We start from the raw sequence: 14,204 nt of genomic DNA, 5'->3' as shown, positions 1-14,204 counted from the left end.
GTGTCGATCAAAACCCGCACAGCTCCGTCGTCGTCAGCGTCGCGAACGGCCCCCCAAGCGTTGCGTTGTGATGCGCGACGATCCGCTCGGCCGGCAGCTCCGGTGTGTCCATGCAGGTATGTGCATCGGTCACGAGCACCGCACGAAAGCCGTGATCGGCGGCCGCACGGCAGGCCGTATCGACGCAGTACTGGGTCTTCATTCCCGCGATGACGATCTCGCCGATGCCGGCTTCGCGCAGCCATTCGGCGAGCCGCGTACCGGCGAAGCTGCTCGACTGCGCCTTGTCGAACACGATGTCACGCTTCATATCGATCTCGAGTTCCGGCACCAGCGCGGTCAGCGGGGAACCGGGCGCAATCGGCGAACCGGCGGGCCCGGTGTGGCGCACGGCGAACACCGGTGCATCGGCTTCATGCGCGCGACCGATCAACCGGTTGATGTTCGCGAGCACGCGTTCACCGTCGTAAGGATGCTCGGGGCCGTGAAACAGGCCGACCTGCATGTCGATGACGAGCAGTGCGCGTTTCGGGGAACAGACTTCTGGCATTGCGTTTCTCCTGAGTGGCCGATACGGACGGAGAAACGACAAGACCCCGTCCGGAACCGGCGGGGCCTGTGAGGGATGGCGCTACGACCTTGCGCGCACTCGCCGCACGAGCCCGCCGAAGGCGGTCGTGCGCGTCGTGGTCGAAGCGGTGGTCGTGATGTGGCGCATGAAGCGATCATGCACGATGCGCGCGCGCCACGTCAATCGCGCATCGTGCATCGCGCATCGGCCACCAGTCAGTCGAGCGCCTTCCCGGCCTTTTCATCCATGCACCGTACGGCAAGCAGCGTCATTGCGCCACAGCCGATTGCATACCACGCGGGCGCATTCGGATTGCCGGTCGCCGCGATCAGCCACGTGACGAAGAATTGCGCGAAACCGCCGAAGATCGCGACGCCGACGCTATACACGAGCGCGCCGCCGGTGGCGCGCACCGCACGCGGGAACAGCTCGCCGAGCATCGCGCCCGTCGCGCCGATGTTGATCGCATGCACGATCGACAGCGCGGCGATGATCGACAGCAGCGATGCGGCGCCCGGCCAGCGGTTCAGTGCGATGAACGCCGGGTAGATCGCGGCCATCAGCACGATGCGCGTCCACCAGACGATCCGGTTGCGCCCGTAGACGTCGGACAGGTGGCCGCCGATCGGCGTCACGAGCATCAGGATCGCGCCCGCGACGCAGCCGGCCGTCATCGACAGCCACGTCGGCAGGTGCAGCACCTGCACGCCGTAGATCGCCATGTAGAACACGATGATGTAGTGGATCGACGTGCCGCCGATCGTCACGCCGAGGCCTGCGAACACGGCCTTGCCGTGATGGCGCAGCACGTCGGCGAGCGGCAGCGATGCAACCGGCTCGTCGTGTGCGGCGGCAGGCGCGGCGGCCGGCACTTCCTCGACGGTGCGGCGCAGCCAGTAGCCGAGCGGCACGAACAGCGTGCCGATGATGAACGGCACGCGCCAGCCCCAGCTTTCGAGCTGCGCGGCATTCAGCGTCGACGTCAGCGCGACGCCGGTCAGCGCGCCGGCGAGTGCGGCGAGCCCCTGGCTCGAGAACTGGAACGACGCGTAGAAGCCGCGACGATGCTGCGGCGCCTGTTCGAGCAGCAGCGTGGTCGACGCGCCAACTTCGCCGCCCGACGCGAACCCCTGCAGCAGGCGCGCGAGCACGAGCAGCAGCGGTGCGGCGAGCCCGATCTGCGCGAAGGTCGGCGCGACCGCGATCGTCGCGGTGCCCAGCGCCATCAGCAGCAGCGTGAGGATCATCGCCTTCTTGCGGCCGGCGCGGTCGGCATACATGCCGATCACGAGCCCGCCGAGCGGACGCGTGACGAAGCCGACGCCGAAGCTCGCCACCGCGAGCATCAATTGCCCGAACGGCGAATGCACGGGAAAGAACAGCTTGCCGATCAGGATGGCGAAGAAGCTGTAGACCGTGAAGTCGTAGAACTCGAGCGCGTTGCCGACGGCGGCGGCCGCGATCAGCCGGCGTTTCTTCGCGGCGGCGCGTGCATCGACCGGCGTGCCGGCGAACGAAAGGGCGGACGTTTCCATGTGGGGCTCCCCGTTGGGCGCGAAACGATGGGGTGAAGGGCCGTCAGGCCGCGAGCCAGGCTTCGGCGATGCGAACCCAGTAGCTCGCGCCGATCGCGAGGATGTCGTCGTTGAAGTCGTAGCCGGGGTTGTGCACCATGCAGCCGCCCTTGCTGCCGATCCCGTTGCCGATGAACGCGTAGCAGCCGGGGCGCGCTTCGAGCATGAACGCGAAATCCTCGCTGCCCATCAGCGGCGCGGCGTCGGTTTCGACGCGTTCGGCGCCGAGCATCTGGCGCGCGATGTCGGCCGCGAACGCGGTCGGCTCCGCGTGATTGACGAGCACCGGGTAGCCGTAGTCGTAGTCGACTTCCGCCGTGACGCCGAAGCTTTCCGCCTGGCCTTTCGCGAGCGCTTCGATGCGGCGCGCGAGCAGCGCGCGCACGTCGGCGTTCAACGCGCGCACCGACAGCTTCATCGTGACGGTTTCGGGAATGATGTTGAACGTCTCGCCGGCCTGCACGCTGCCGACCGTGATCACGGCCGCATGCTGCGCATCGACCTCGCGTGCGACGATCGTCTGCAGCGCGACCATGATGCTGCCCGCGGCCGACATCGGATCGCGCGCGAAATGCGGCATCGCGCCGTGGCCGCCGACACCGCGCAGCGTGATCGTCACGCGGTCGGCCGACGCCATCGCGGCGCCGGTGCGGAAGGCCATGTCGCCGGCCGCGCGGCCCGGCATGTTGTGGATCGCGAAGATCGCGTCGCACGGGAAGCGGTCGAACAGGCCGTCGTCCATCATCGCCTTCGCGCCGCCGAAGTTTTCCTCGGCCGGCTGGAAGATCAGGTTCAGCGTGCCGGAGAACTGGCGCGTGGCCGCGAGGTGGCGCGCCGCGCACAGCAGCATCGCGGTGTGGCCGTCGTGGCCGCATGCATGCATCTTGTTCGCGTGGCGGCTCGCGTACGGCAGGCCCGTGGCTTCCGCGAGCGGCAGCGCGTCCATGTCGGCGCGCAGCCCGACCGTGCGCGTGCCTTGCCCTTCGCGCAGCACGCCGACCACGCCCGTCTTGCCGATGCCGCGATGCACTTCATAACCCCAGCCGGCGAGCAGCTCGGCGACGAGATCGCTCGTGAGCGTTTCCTCGAACGCGAGCTCGGGATGAGCGTGAATGCGGCGGCGCACTTCGACCAGCTCGGGTGCGATCGCGGCGATACCGGGGATGACGGGGTTCACGGCTTGCAGCATGGTATCTCCTGGGGGGGCAGGTGGGCGTTTGACGCACATATGACGAGCAAGCATATAAATTTCTTTTGTGTACCAGAAGCTGATAAATTGCTTTGGTGCTCACCACCGGTTGCCGCTCGGGAATACCCTGAGCCGGCGTGTGCCGCGCAGCACAGGGTTTCCACGGATCACGCGTCGCCGCCATGAAATACCATCAGCTGAAAGCGTTCGTCACCGTCGCGGAAGAGGGGAGCATTCGCGCGGCCGCGCGGCGCCTGAACGTGTCGCCGGCGGCGTTGACGAAGGCGGTCAAGGAACTGGAGATCGCGCTCGGCGTGTCGCTCGTCGTGCGCACCGCGCGCGGCGTGCAGCTCACCGCGTTCGGCCAGCAGTTGCAGGTGCGCGCGCGGCTGATCGTCGCCGAAATGCAGCGCGCCCGCGACGACATCGAGCAGGCGCAGGGCGCGATGACGGGCTCCGTCGCGGCGGCGATCACGCCGGCCGCCGCGGTGACGATCCTGCCCGATGCGTTTCGCGCATTCCGGCGCCGCTTCCCGGTGGCGCGCGTCAACCTGATCGAAGGGTTTCCGGGGGTCGCGCTGCCGCGCCTGCACGATGGTTCGCTCGATTTCGCGGTGGCCGTTGTCGTGCCCGAACTGCTGGCGGCCGAATTCGATCACGCGGAACTCTATGCGAGCCGGTCGCTGATCGTCGCCCGCAAGGGGCATCCGCTCGCGTCGGCCACGTCGCTCGCCGAGCTCGTCGAAGCCGACTGGCTGATGAACCCGTCGCCGGAAAGCTCGACGCAGGTACTGTTCAATTCGTTCGTCGCCTACGGGCTGCCGGTGCCGGCGCGTGTCGTCGAGTGCCCGAGCTTCGGGCTCGCGCGCAGTCTGATGATGGAATGCGACCTGATCGCGTCGATGCCCGAGCAATTGTTGCAGGCCGAATGGGCGCGCGACCAGCTCGCGGTGCTGCCGATCCGCGAGCGCCTGCCGGGCGTCTCGATGCAGGTCATCACGCGTCGCGACAGCCCGCTGACACCGGCAGCGGCGATGCTGCTCGACTGCCTGCGTGATTCCGCGCGGCGCAAGGGGCTGCGGTGAGCCGGCGCCCGCGGCGGGCGATCTTCAATGCATCGTCATCCTGACGATTATCCGTGCGGCGTTGTCGTCGTTTGACGGGCACGCGGCTTGCGCAGCGGGCACGCCAATCCGGCGCATGCCGCGCGAGCCGGTATCATAGCGGCCGGCCCGCCGCTCCGGCCGGCCTCCAACAACATCGCCATCCGGCATCCAGCAATCAGAGGCATTTCATGACCAGTGCAACCCAATTCGACAACGTATCGGTCGTCAAGCGCGCGAACGTCTATTTCGATGGCAAGTGCGTGTCGCATACCGTGCTCTTCCCGGACGGCACGCGCAAGACGCTCGGCGTGATCCTGCCGTGCGCGCTCAACTTCGGCACGGACGCCCCCGAATTGATGGAAGTGCAGGCCGGCAAGTGCCGCGTGAAGCTCGACGGTAGCAGCGAATGGCAGACCTACGGCGCCGGCGAATCGTTCTCGGTGCCGGGCAAGAGCCGCTTCGACATCGAAGTGCTCGAGACGCTCGATTACGTCTGCAGCTACCTGTAACACGCAGCCGCGCTGCAAAAGAAAAGCCCCGCCGAAGCGGGGCGTGTCGCAAGCGGATGGCGCACAGGCCATCCGAAGCGCCTGTTCTCGTTACAGGCAGGCGTTGATGTCGCCGGCCGACGATGCATCGCCGCCGCGGAAACCCACCCAGGTTTTCGCAGTCGCGGCGTTGGCCGGGCGCACGACGGCGGCAGCGCCATTCGGCGGCTGCTGGCCCGGCGCATACACGGCCATGGCGAGGCCGTTCGCGAGTTCATACTGCGACGTCACTTGTTGCTGCGACTTGTCGGCCCAGGTCTTCGCGATGCACTGCGCGACCTCGTCGGCGGGTTTCTGGCTTTGTCCCACGTTCTGCAGGGCAGAATCGGCTGCATGAGCAGAAAATGCCACGGTCAATGCGATGAGCGGTAAGTATTTCGCGTTCACGTTATCTCCCTCGAGTCGTGATTGATTGAGTGGGATGCGCAGCACAGGACTGCGTACAAGTGAGATTGCATCGGCGGAGCACGGTTCCGGCTATTCCGAAACAAGTTGTTAACGCGCTTGCCAAATGGCGGCTCCGATGCTCTGCAGCGTTGCTGCGGCGCGGCATGCATCGTGTGCGGCACGACGTCATGCGCTGCGTGGTCGGCGCGCTGCCCGGTCGTGTGGTGACGTGACGGCCGCGGCGAACGGCATGTGTCTGCATGCCGTGCCGTGACTCTTTATTGGATCGCGAAGTGGAATGGCTAGATGGATGGCCCCGTCGCATGAGCACCATGATGACAAACTTTCGCCCGTCGAATTGTTAACCAACTTTAAACACGGGAAGCGACGGAATGCGATGCGGCATGCGAGGGGCGTGCCGCATCGAGCGGAGCGTGCGCGGCGAGCGTGCCGCGCAGTGCAGTCGGTCAGCCGGCCTTGCGCGGGCCGATGTCGCGCAGGTTGGCGGGGACGATCGGGCGGAAGCGTTCGCGCTTCTGTTCGTCGTCGAAGTGCTGGAGTGCGGGCTTGATCAGGTCGCTGCGCGACACGATGCCCGTGATGCGCATCGATTGCTCGTCGTCGACGACGGGCAGGCGTTCGAGGCCGAGCATCGCGAGTCGCGACGCAACGACGCGGCAGGTTTCGTGCGCCTGCGCGACCGCCGGCGCGCGGTCGGCGAATGCGCCCGCGATCGGCGTGTCGGCCGCGGCCTGTGCGCGCAGTGCGTCGAGCGTCGCGCGATCGACGAGACCGAGCAGGCGGCCGTTCTGCACGACCGGGTACGCACGGTGCGTCTGCTTCGCGCCGAAGTACTGCGACTCGACGGCATCGAGCGTTGCTGCGCCGTCGATCGCGACGAGCCGGTCGGCCGACGTCATCACTTCGCCGATGTCGTGCCGCTCGAGCGGATCGACGCCGTATTCGCGATAGATGTGATAGCCGCGGCGCGCGATCTTTTCCGTCATGATCGAGCGCTTCATCACGATGGTCGCGAAGCCGTGCGCGACGAGCGTCGCCGCGAGCAGCGGCAGCAACGCATTCGCGTCGTGCGTGAGGCCGAACGCGAACACGATCGCGGTCAGCGGGGCGCCGAGCGTGGCGCCCAGCGTCGCGGCCATGCACACCAGCGGCCACAGCGCCGGGTCGCCGCCCGGCAGCATCGGCGACAACACGGTGCCGAGGCCGGCGCCGAGCATCAGCAGCGGGGCGAGCACGCCGCCCGACGTGCCCGAGCCGAGCGCGATCACCCACATCACGGCCTTCACGATCAGCAGCGCGAGCGCGATCTTCAAGGCGATGTGCTGATGCAGCAGGTCGCCGATCACGTCGTAGCCGACACCGAGCGCGCGCGGCTCGAGCCAGCCGCCGATGCCGATCACGATCGCGCCGAGCGCGGGCCACCACATCCAGTGCACCGGCAGCTTCGCGAAGGTGTCCTCGACGCGATACAGCGCCGCCGACAGGCCGCATGCAAGCATGCCCGACAGCAGGCCGGCCACGATGCACGACAGCAGCGCGACGGGCGTCGGTGCGGCCGTGGTCAACGGAAACAGCGGATCGACGCCGAAGAACACGGCGCGGGCAAAACCGGCCACCGCGCAGGCGAGCGCGACCGGCAGGAAACTGCGCGGGCGCCATTCGAACAGCAGCAGTTCGACCGCGAGCAGCACGGCGGCGACCGGCGTGCCGAACACGGCCGTCATGCCGGCGGCCGCACCGGCGACGAGCAGCGTCTTGCGCTCGGCGGCGGTGACGTGCACGCACTGCGCGATCAGCGAGCCGAGCGCGCCGCCCGTCATGATGATCGGGCCTTCCGCACCGAACGGGCCGCCGCTGCCGATCACGACGCCGGACGACAGCGGCTTGAGGATCGCGACCTTCGGCGACATGCGGCTCTTGCCGAACAGGATCGCCTCGATCGCTTCGGGAATGCCGTGGCCGCGGATCTTTTCCGAACCGAAGCGCGCCATCAACCCCACGATCAACCCGCCGATCACCGGCACGACGATCACCCATGCGCCCAGCGTGTTGTTCGCCGGCGAGCGGTCGGCGAACGAGAACTGCTGGTAGAAGAACAGGTTCGTGAACAGGTGGATCAGGCTCAACAGCACGAATGCGGCCAGCGTGCTGAACAGGCCGATCCCGGCGGCGAGCAACGCGATCCTGGGCAGGCGGTCGTTGGTCGCGAAATCGCGTTTGTGTGGTGCGTTCATCGGAGTGGAAAGAGCAGGGGTCAGTAATCGATCTGGGGAACCTGGAACGCGTCCTTGAGCGACTTCAGCTCGGCGCGATGCATGGCCGCGAGACGCGCGAGCAGCGTTTCGCCGGCTGGCTCGAGGTGGACCTCGACCTGGCGGCGATCCGCTTCGCTCGTCTTGCGCTTCACGAGGCCGAGCGCTTCGCAGCGCGTGACCAGCGCGACGACGCCGTGATGCTGCGCCTGCAGGCGTTCCGCGAGCTCGCCGATGGTCGCCCATTCGCGATGCGGATAGCCCTTGATGTGCAGCAGCAGCAGGTATTGCAGCGGCGTCACGCCTTCGCTTTGCGCGGCGCGTTCGGAGAAGCGCTCGAAGCGGCGCATCTGGTAGCGGAACTCGGACAGTTGCTGGAAATCGCCTTTCGTCAGCGCGCGTCGGGTATCGTTCATCGGGGCGGTCGGACAGTCAGTTTCGGTAGCGATGAATATATCACAACATGATATAAATGGTCGAATGGCGGCGAATAAAATGCCCTCCGTGTTGTGCCGGCGCGTTACGCGCGTCGCATGCGCTACGCCGCCTCGAGCATCTGCGTCTGGCGATAGAGGCCCGTGACGAGATCCGTCTGGGTAATGATCCCGACGAGCCGGCGCGATGCATCGACGACCGGAATGTGGTGGTGGCCCGAATGCGTAAACAGCGGAACGAGCGCGGTGATCGGCATCGTTTCCGGCACGCACGCGACGTCGCGCGTCATCACGGTGGCGACGCTCGCCGGCTGGCCGCCGAACGATTGCGGCAGCCGTGCCGACAGGCGCTGCCACAGCGGGGTCGGACGGCGCGGCGGGCGCGTGAGGTCGGCGCGCGTGACGATGCCGGTCAGGCGGCCTTCGCCGTCGACGACCGGCAGCGCCTTCACGCGGTGGCGGTCGAGCAGCGTGAGCGCGGCCGTCACCGACGTCGACGGCGCGACTTCGATCGCATGCTTCGTCATCAGGTCAGCGCACGAGAGTTGGCCGAAGGTGCGCGTATAAGCCTGCATCTCGGTTTCGCGCAGCAGCGCTTCGAGATCGTCCGGATCGACGTCGAGCCATTCGCCGCGGCGCTTCAGCACCGCGTCGAGGTCGCCGCGCGTGAAGCCGCCGCGCGCGGGCGCGGCGCCGCCTCCTGCGGTTTCGCTTCGGGGCGCACGCCGCCGTGCGGGTAGCGGTGCCCGGTCAGCGCGTGATAGGCGAGCGCGACCGACAGCAGGATGGCCGATTGCAGCGCGATCGGCTCGAGCACGAAGCTGAACCCGAGCGAATGGATCGCGGGGCCGCCGACCACGGCCGTGAGCGCGACGGCGCCCGACGGCGGGTGCACGCAGCGCAGCACGAACATGCCGCCGATCGCGCAAGCGATCGCGACCGCGGCGGCCGTGATCGGATCGGCGATCCATTGGGCGCACGCGACACCGACCGTCGCCGCGACGAGATTGCCGCCGATGATCGACCACGGTTGCGCAAGCGGGCTCGCCGGCACCGCGAACAGCAGCACGGCCGACGCGCCCATCGGCGCGACGAGCAACGGCACGAGCCCCGGCACGCCGGGCAGCAGCCGCATCGTCACGCCGACCGTCGCGATGCCGACGAGCGCGCCCGTGCACGAACGCAGGCGCTCGCGCCAGCCCAGCGACATCGGATGGGGAATGAAGCTGTGCAGCCATTGCCGCAACGTGCGGCGCGACGAAGGGGAGCCTGACGACATGGACGGTAAGCGGTAAGAGTGACGGCGCGGAGGCGCGCAGCGACAAGCGGCGAATTATATCGTGTTGTGATACAAATTGTCGCGCTGCATCAGGCCGTTGCACATGCGCGACGCGCGTTGCTTGCAAGAACCTTTCATCAGATGAGAGTTTGCGGGTCGCAGATCCGCGCAAATTTGTCTGCAGCGGCGTACAATTCGGGCCACTGAATCCCCCGTCATGCCAGAACCCCGTACGCGATGCCCGCTCTCCCGCCTTTCTCCCGGCACGGTGATCGATTCGACGTGGTTCGCGGCTGCGTTCCGTTCCCCACCTGACGCGAGCGCTGCCGACGCCTCCCCACTGACTCCCCCAAGCCAATTCAATGGACATGCTCGAAAACATGCGCCTGTTCGTGCGCGTTGTCGAATCCGGCAGTTTTACTGCGGTCGCGAAGGAAATCGACGCGACCACCGCGCAGGTGTCGCGCGCGGTATCGAACCTCGAAGCGCACGTACAGACGCGGCTGCTGCATCGCACGACGCGCCACCTCGGCCTCACCGAAAGCGGCGAACGCTATTTCGAGCGCGCGAAATCGATCCTCGCGGAAATCGACTACGCGAACGCTGAGGCGCGCAATGCATTGCTGCGGCCGAGCGGCAAGATGCGCATCCATGCGATGACGGGGCTCGGGCAGAGTCATGTCGTGTCGTCGATCGTGCGCTACCAGGAGGACAACCCCGACGTGTCGGTCGAACTGACGCTCGCGCAGCGGATGCCGAATCTCGTCGAGGAGGGCTATGACGTATCGATCGTGACGGCGTCGCAGCTGCCCGATTCCGGCTATGTCGCGCAAACCTGCGGCACGAGCTGCAGCGTGCTCGTCGCGTCGCGCGAATATCTGGCGCGCCACGGCACGCCGCAGTCGCCCGACGAATTGCCAAACCACGTGTGCCTGCGCCTCGACACGCCTGCGTCGCCGGCCGGCGAATGGCGGCTCGAGCGCAGCGATGGCGAGGAGGCCGTCTACGAACTGCAACCCGCGCCGTTCCAGGTCAACGTGCCGGACGCGCTGTGCGTCGCGGTGCGCGCCGGGCGCGGGATCGCTTGCGTCGCGCTGTATACGGTGCTCGACGACATCCGCGAGGGGCGGCTGATCCGCGTGCTGCCCGAGTACCGGCTGCAGACGGTGAGCGTGTATGCCGTCTACGCGACGCGCCGCTATCTCGATGCGAAGATCCGCACGTTCCTCGACCACCTGCGCACGACGCTCACGCCCGCGCTGGAGAGCGACTTGCGCGAACTCGACCGGCTGACGACCGAACTGACGCCGGGCGGCCGCAAGCGCGCGTGACGATCCGCGCGGGCGGCCGCCGCGCGAACCGCACGGGCCGCGGCGCGGTTCATGCGCGCGGCGTGATGCGAATCCGCTCGAAGCGTCCCGCGAGCCACGCGTAGGCGGCAATGCCGAGCAGCCCGTGCGCGGCGACGAACCACAATGCGCCGGCGAACGAGCCGGTGCTGGCGACGAAATAGCCGATCACGAGCGGCGTGACGATCCCGGCGATGTTGCCGAGGCCATTGAACACGCCGCCGCTCAGCCCGACCATGCCTTCCGGCGCCGTGTCGGCGAGCACGGCCCAGCCGACCGCCGCGAGCCCCTTGCCGAAGAACGCGATCGTCATCAGCGCGATCACGACCGCATTCGACGATGCGCCGTTCGCCAGCACGAGCAGCGTCGCCATCGCCATCCCCACGACGAACGGCGTCTTGCGCGCCTTCGACGGATGCATGCCGCGCCGGATCAGCCAGTCCGACAGCACGCCGCCGAGCACGCCGCCCGTGAAGCCGCAGATCGCCGGCAGCGCGGCGACCCAGCCGGCCTCCATGATCGTCATCCCGCGCCCCTTGATCAGGTAGATCGGGAACCACGTGATGAAGAAGTAGGTGAGTGCCGTGATGCAGTACTGGCCGACGTAGATCGCCCACAGGTTCCGGTGGCGGAACAGTTGCGACACGTCGTGCCACGACACGCGCGGCCGATGGCGCACGCGGTTCGCTTCGAGATCGACGAGCGCGCCGTGCGCGCGCAGGTAGTCGCGCTCCGCGTCGCTCACGCGCGGGTGGCCGTGCGGCTCGCGATACCACGCGAACCACAGCGCGGCGAGCGCGATGCCGAGCATCCCCATCCACAGGAACACGTGCTCCCAGCCGAGCGCATGCGTGAGCCATGCCATCACGGGCGTGAACAGCACGACGGCCATGTACTGCGCGGAATTGAACAGGGCCGACGCCGTGCCGCGTTCGGCGGTCGGGAACCAGCACGCGACGATTCTCGAATTGGCGGGGAACGCCGGCGATTCGACGAGGCCGAGCATGAAGCGCATGACGAACAGCGCGAGTGTGGCGGACGCGCCCTGCACGGCGAGCCAGCCGACCGTGCCCTGCAGCATCGTGAAGACCGACCACAGCAGCAGGCTCAGGCCGTACACGCGTCGTGCGCCGAAGCGGTCGAGCAGCCAGCCGCCCGGAATCTGCCCGATCGCATAGGCCCACGCGAATGCGGAAAAGACGATGCCGAGCTGCACGGGCGTCAGCCCGAGGTCGTGCGCGACGCCGGTGCCGGCGATCGACATCGTCGCGCGATCCGCATAGTTGATGACGGTGACCGCGAAAATCAGCGCGAGGACCGTATAGCGGACGCGGCCGATCGTGCGCGAGGCGGCGGGTGACGCGGCGAGGGCGGCGCCGCTGGATCGATTGGGCATGCGTGTCTCCTGGCCTCCGTCATGCGGAGGCATCCGGTGTTGTAACGAGGGGCGGCCGTGCGGTGTGCCGCGATCAGCGTGTGACGCTGGTCGGCGGGCGCTGGCCCGCGAAGCACGCGGCGAGGTTGGCCAGCACGATCCGGCCCATCTCTTCGCGGGTTTCGCGGGTCGCGCTCGCCCGGTGCGGCTGCACGACGACACGGTCGAGCTCGAGCAATTCGGCCGGCACGTGCGGCTCGTTCGCGAATACGTCGAGGCCGGCGCCGGCGATCGTGCCGTCGGCGAGTGCGCGAATCAGCGCGGCTTCGTCGACCAGCTTGCCGCGTGCGACATTGATCAGGAATCCTTTGGGGCCGAGCGCGGCGAGCACGTCGGCGGTCACGAGCACGTTGCCGTGATCGGCCGATGCCGCGATCACGAGCACGTCGCTGTCGCGCGCGAGCGCGGCGAGGTCGGGCACGAAGCGATAGCCGCTGTCGCGATGCTCGCGCGGGCCGAAGTAGCTGACGGGCATCCGGAACGCCTGCGCGCGCTGTGCGATCGCGCGGCCGACGCGGCCGAGCCCGACGATGCCGAGCCGCTTGCCGGTCACCTGCGTCGCGAGCGGCTGGGCCGTCTTGCCCCAGCGGCCGGCGCGCACGATGCGCTCGCCGGCGCCGAGGTCGCGCAGCGTCATCAGGATCAGCCCCATCGCCATGTCGGCGACGTCGTCGGTCAGCACGTCGGGCGTCGTCGTCACGTGGATGCCGCGTGCCCGCGCCCGGTCGAGATCGACGGCGTCGGTGCCGATGCCGCTGATCGCGACGATCTCGAGCGCGGGCAGCCGGTCCATCAGCGCGGCGGCGAGGCCGTTCGCGCCGCCGGTCACGACACCGCGAATGCGTGCGGCCACGCGGTCGAGCAACGCGTCCGGTTGGTCGGCCGCATACAGCCGGTGCACCGCGTAACGGGCGGACAGTTCGGCGTCGATGGCGTCGGGGAGCGGCTGGGTGAGGAGGATGTCGATGGTCATGAAGGTCTCGGTCGGTATGCGCGGCGTGGGCCGTGCCGCGCATCAGGTGCAACCGAGTATAGAAATCGCATCGATATGCGTCTAACATCAAAATACTATCGATTGATTCAATAATTGGATGATTGAACTGCATCAGCTTCGCTGTTTCGTCGCGGTCGCCGAGGAGCTGCATTTCGGCCGCGCGGCGCGGCGGCTTTTCATGACCCAGCCGCCGCTCAGCCGGCAGATCCAGTTGCTCGAGCATGCGCTCGGCATCGCGCTGCTCGAACGCAGCAGCCGGCAGGTCAGCCTGACCGCCGCGGGCGAGCGCTTTCTGCGCGACGCGCGGCACATCCTCGAGTTCTCCGCACGGGCCGAGCAGGCCGCGCAGCGCGTCGCACATGGCGGCGCGGGCCGCATCACGCTCGGCTTCACGGCGGTCAGCGCATACCGGATGATCCCGATGCTGCTGGCGCACGCCGCGCACGCGCTGCCGGACGTCGACATCGAATTGCGCGAGATGGTGTCGACCGTGCAGATCGATGCGCTGGCGTCGCGGATGCTCGACGCGGGCTTCGTGCGCCAGCGCGCCGCGCGCCAGCCGCTCGAATACCGGCTCGTGCAGCGCGAGCCGATGCTGGTCGCGGTCGCGGAGGGCGCGCCGCTTGCCGCGTGCGAGCGCATCGGCCCCGACGATCTCGACCGGCAGCCGTTCATCGCGTATTCGCCGAACGAGGGGAAATACTTCCACGACCTGATCTCGGGCCTGTTCGCGAACGCGGGGCGGCTGCCGAACTACCTGCATTACGTCGGGCAGACGCATACGATCCTCGGCCTCGTGCGCGCGGGGCTCGGCGCCGCGCTCGTGCCGGCGTCGGCGCGCGAACTGCATGTGGACGGCGTGGTGTTCCGGCCGCTGGCCGGCGCCGACGTGGCGGCCGAGCTGTATCTCGCATGGCGCGCGGACAACGACAACCCGGCGCTGCCGGTGTTCAACGCGATGGTGGAGCGGTTCCTGACCGAGAGCGCCGACGAAGCGGGCGCATAGAGGCGAGGGGCGACTCGCGCGAGCGTCCTGCCCGCATGCCGGATTAAAAGTCTGTCGTC

General features: G+C 68.0%; 12 protein-coding genes and 1 pseudogene. 4 read left to right on the top strand and 9 right to left on the bottom strand.

From position 1 onward, the window contains the following. Positions 1-7 precede the first annotated feature (7 nt). From LGM89_RS01405 to LGM89_RS01395, 3 genes are all read right to left on the bottom strand, one after another. On the bottom strand, positions 8-550 hold the full coding sequence (locus tag LGM89_RS01405) for a cysteine hydrolase family protein (RefSeq protein ID WP_226272073.1): 543 nt from the start codon (positions 548-550) through the stop codon (positions 8-10). 236 nt (positions 551-786) lie between these two features. Beyond that, positions 787-2,106 carry an MFS transporter gene (locus LGM89_RS01400; RefSeq protein ID WP_089432841.1) on the bottom strand — a complete coding sequence of 440 codons (1,320 nt, stop codon included), beginning with the start codon at positions 2,104-2,106 and terminating at the stop codon, positions 787-789. A gap of 43 nt (positions 2,107-2,149) precedes the next feature. Beyond that, the gene (locus LGM89_RS01395) at positions 2,150-3,334 is read right to left on the bottom strand and encodes a M20 aminoacylase family protein (RefSeq protein WP_226202956.1); all 1,185 of its coding nucleotides are present in this window, start codon (positions 3,332-3,334) and stop codon (positions 2,150-2,152) included. Between the two features lie 182 nt (positions 3,335-3,516). Between LGM89_RS01395 and LGM89_RS01390 the strand changes: the two genes are divergently transcribed. Together LGM89_RS01390 and LGM89_RS01385 are read left to right on the top strand one after the other, a co-directional pair. Next, positions 3,517-4,419 carry a LysR substrate-binding domain-containing protein gene (locus LGM89_RS01390; protein WP_089496759.1) on the top strand — a complete coding sequence of 301 codons (903 nt, stop codon included), beginning with the start codon at positions 3,517-3,519 and terminating at the stop codon, positions 4,417-4,419. A 209-nt stretch (positions 4,420-4,628) separates the two neighbouring features. After that, positions 4,629-4,949 carry a pyrimidine/purine nucleoside phosphorylase gene (locus LGM89_RS01385; RefSeq protein ID WP_006478890.1) on the top strand — a complete coding sequence of 107 codons (321 nt, stop codon included), beginning with the start codon at positions 4,629-4,631 and terminating at the stop codon, positions 4,947-4,949. A gap of 90 nt (positions 4,950-5,039) precedes the next feature. On the opposite strand, the gene LGM89_RS01380 is transcribed toward LGM89_RS01385, so the two are convergent. The 4 genes and pseudogenes from LGM89_RS01380 to LGM89_RS01365 all read right to left on the bottom strand — a co-directional run bounded on the left by LGM89_RS01380 (position 5,040) and on the right by LGM89_RS01365 (position 9,361). Further along, the gene (locus LGM89_RS01380; protein WP_226272072.1) at positions 5,040-5,375 is read right to left on the bottom strand and encodes a hypothetical protein; all 336 of its coding nucleotides are present in this window, start codon (positions 5,373-5,375) and stop codon (positions 5,040-5,042) included. Between the two features lie 467 nt (positions 5,376-5,842). After that, the gene (locus LGM89_RS01375; protein ID WP_226272071.1) at positions 5,843-7,630 is read right to left on the bottom strand and encodes a chloride channel protein; all 1,788 of its coding nucleotides are present in this window, start codon (positions 7,628-7,630) and stop codon (positions 5,843-5,845) included. 20 nt (positions 7,631-7,650) lie between these two features. After that, positions 7,651-8,064 carry a MarR family winged helix-turn-helix transcriptional regulator gene (locus tag LGM89_RS01370; RefSeq protein WP_089442277.1) on the bottom strand — a complete coding sequence of 138 codons (414 nt, stop codon included), beginning with the start codon at positions 8,062-8,064 and terminating at the stop codon, positions 7,651-7,653. A 122-nt stretch (positions 8,065-8,186) separates the two neighbouring features. Further along, positions 8,187-9,361, bottom strand: a pseudogene (locus LGM89_RS01365) (HPP family protein). A 362-nt stretch (positions 9,362-9,723) separates the two neighbouring features. Between LGM89_RS01365 and LGM89_RS01360 the strand changes: the two are divergent. Then, positions 9,724-10,692, top strand: coding sequence for a LysR family transcriptional regulator (locus tag LGM89_RS01360; RefSeq protein WP_226272070.1), 969 nt, complete (start codon positions 9,724-9,726; stop codon positions 10,690-10,692). 49 nt (positions 10,693-10,741) lie between these two features. Here the strand turns inward: LGM89_RS01360 and LGM89_RS01355 are convergent, their stop codons facing one another. Both LGM89_RS01355 and LGM89_RS01350 read right to left on the bottom strand, forming a co-directional pair. After that, a complete protein-coding gene (locus LGM89_RS01355) occupies positions 10,742-12,106 on the bottom strand; it encodes an MFS transporter (RefSeq protein WP_226272069.1) in 1,365 nt (454 codons plus the stop codon). 73 nt (positions 12,107-12,179) lie between these two features. Continuing rightward, positions 12,180-13,118 carry a 2-hydroxyacid dehydrogenase gene (locus LGM89_RS01350; RefSeq protein ID WP_226272068.1) on the bottom strand — a complete coding sequence of 313 codons (939 nt, stop codon included), beginning with the start codon at positions 13,116-13,118 and terminating at the stop codon, positions 12,180-12,182. A 118-nt stretch (positions 13,119-13,236) separates the two neighbouring features. Between LGM89_RS01350 and LGM89_RS01345 the strand changes: the two genes are divergently transcribed. Further along, positions 13,237-14,145: a LysR substrate-binding domain-containing protein gene (locus tag LGM89_RS01345; RefSeq protein WP_089485589.1), complete on the top strand. Its 909-nt coding sequence runs from the start codon at positions 13,237-13,239 to the stop codon at positions 14,143-14,145. Positions 14,146-14,204 lie beyond the last annotated feature (59 nt).

Source organism: Burkholderia sp. AU31624, assembly GCF_020420065.1.
In the GTDB taxonomy this organism is placed as follows: Bacteria; Pseudomonadota; Gammaproteobacteria; order Burkholderiales; family Burkholderiaceae; genus Burkholderia.
The sequence above is the reverse complement of the archived record's forward strand: the minus strand, read 5'-3'. Positions and strand labels throughout refer to the sequence as shown.

Excerpts from the sequence above, each read along its gene's own strand:
- LGM89_RS01405 (WP_226272073.1), bottom strand. The coding sequence starts at position 550 with ATGCCAGAAGTCTGTTCCCCGAAACGCGCACTGCTCGTCATCGACATG.
- LGM89_RS01400 (WP_089432841.1), bottom strand. The coding sequence starts at position 2,106 with ATGGAAACGTCCGCCCTTTCGTTCGCCGGCACGCCGGTCGATGCACGC.
- LGM89_RS01395 (WP_226202956.1), bottom strand. The coding sequence starts at position 3,334 with ATGCTGCAAGCCGTGAACCCCGTCATCCCCGGTATCGCCGCGATCGCA.
- LGM89_RS01390 (WP_089496759.1), top strand. The coding sequence starts at position 3,517 with ATGAAATACCATCAGCTGAAAGCGTTCGTCACCGTCGCGGAAGAGGGG.
- LGM89_RS01385 (WP_006478890.1), top strand. The coding sequence starts at position 4,629 with ATGACCAGTGCAACCCAATTCGACAACGTATCGGTCGTCAAGCGCGCG.
- LGM89_RS01375 (WP_226272071.1), bottom strand. The coding sequence starts at position 7,630 with ATGAACGCACCACACAAACGCGATTTCGCGACCAACGACCGCCTGCCC.
- LGM89_RS01370 (WP_089442277.1), bottom strand. The coding sequence starts at position 8,064 with ATGAACGATACCCGACGCGCGCTGACGAAAGGCGATTTCCAGCAACTG.
- LGM89_RS01360 (WP_226272070.1), top strand. The coding sequence starts at position 9,724 with ATGGACATGCTCGAAAACATGCGCCTGTTCGTGCGCGTTGTCGAATCC.
- LGM89_RS01355 (WP_226272069.1), bottom strand. The coding sequence starts at position 12,106 with ATGCCCAATCGATCCAGCGGCGCCGCCCTCGCCGCGTCACCCGCCGCC.
- LGM89_RS01350 (WP_226272068.1), bottom strand. The coding sequence starts at position 13,118 with ATGACCATCGACATCCTCCTCACCCAGCCGCTCCCCGACGCCATCGAC.
- LGM89_RS01345 (WP_089485589.1), top strand. The coding sequence starts at position 13,237 with ATGATTGAACTGCATCAGCTTCGCTGTTTCGTCGCGGTCGCCGAGGAG.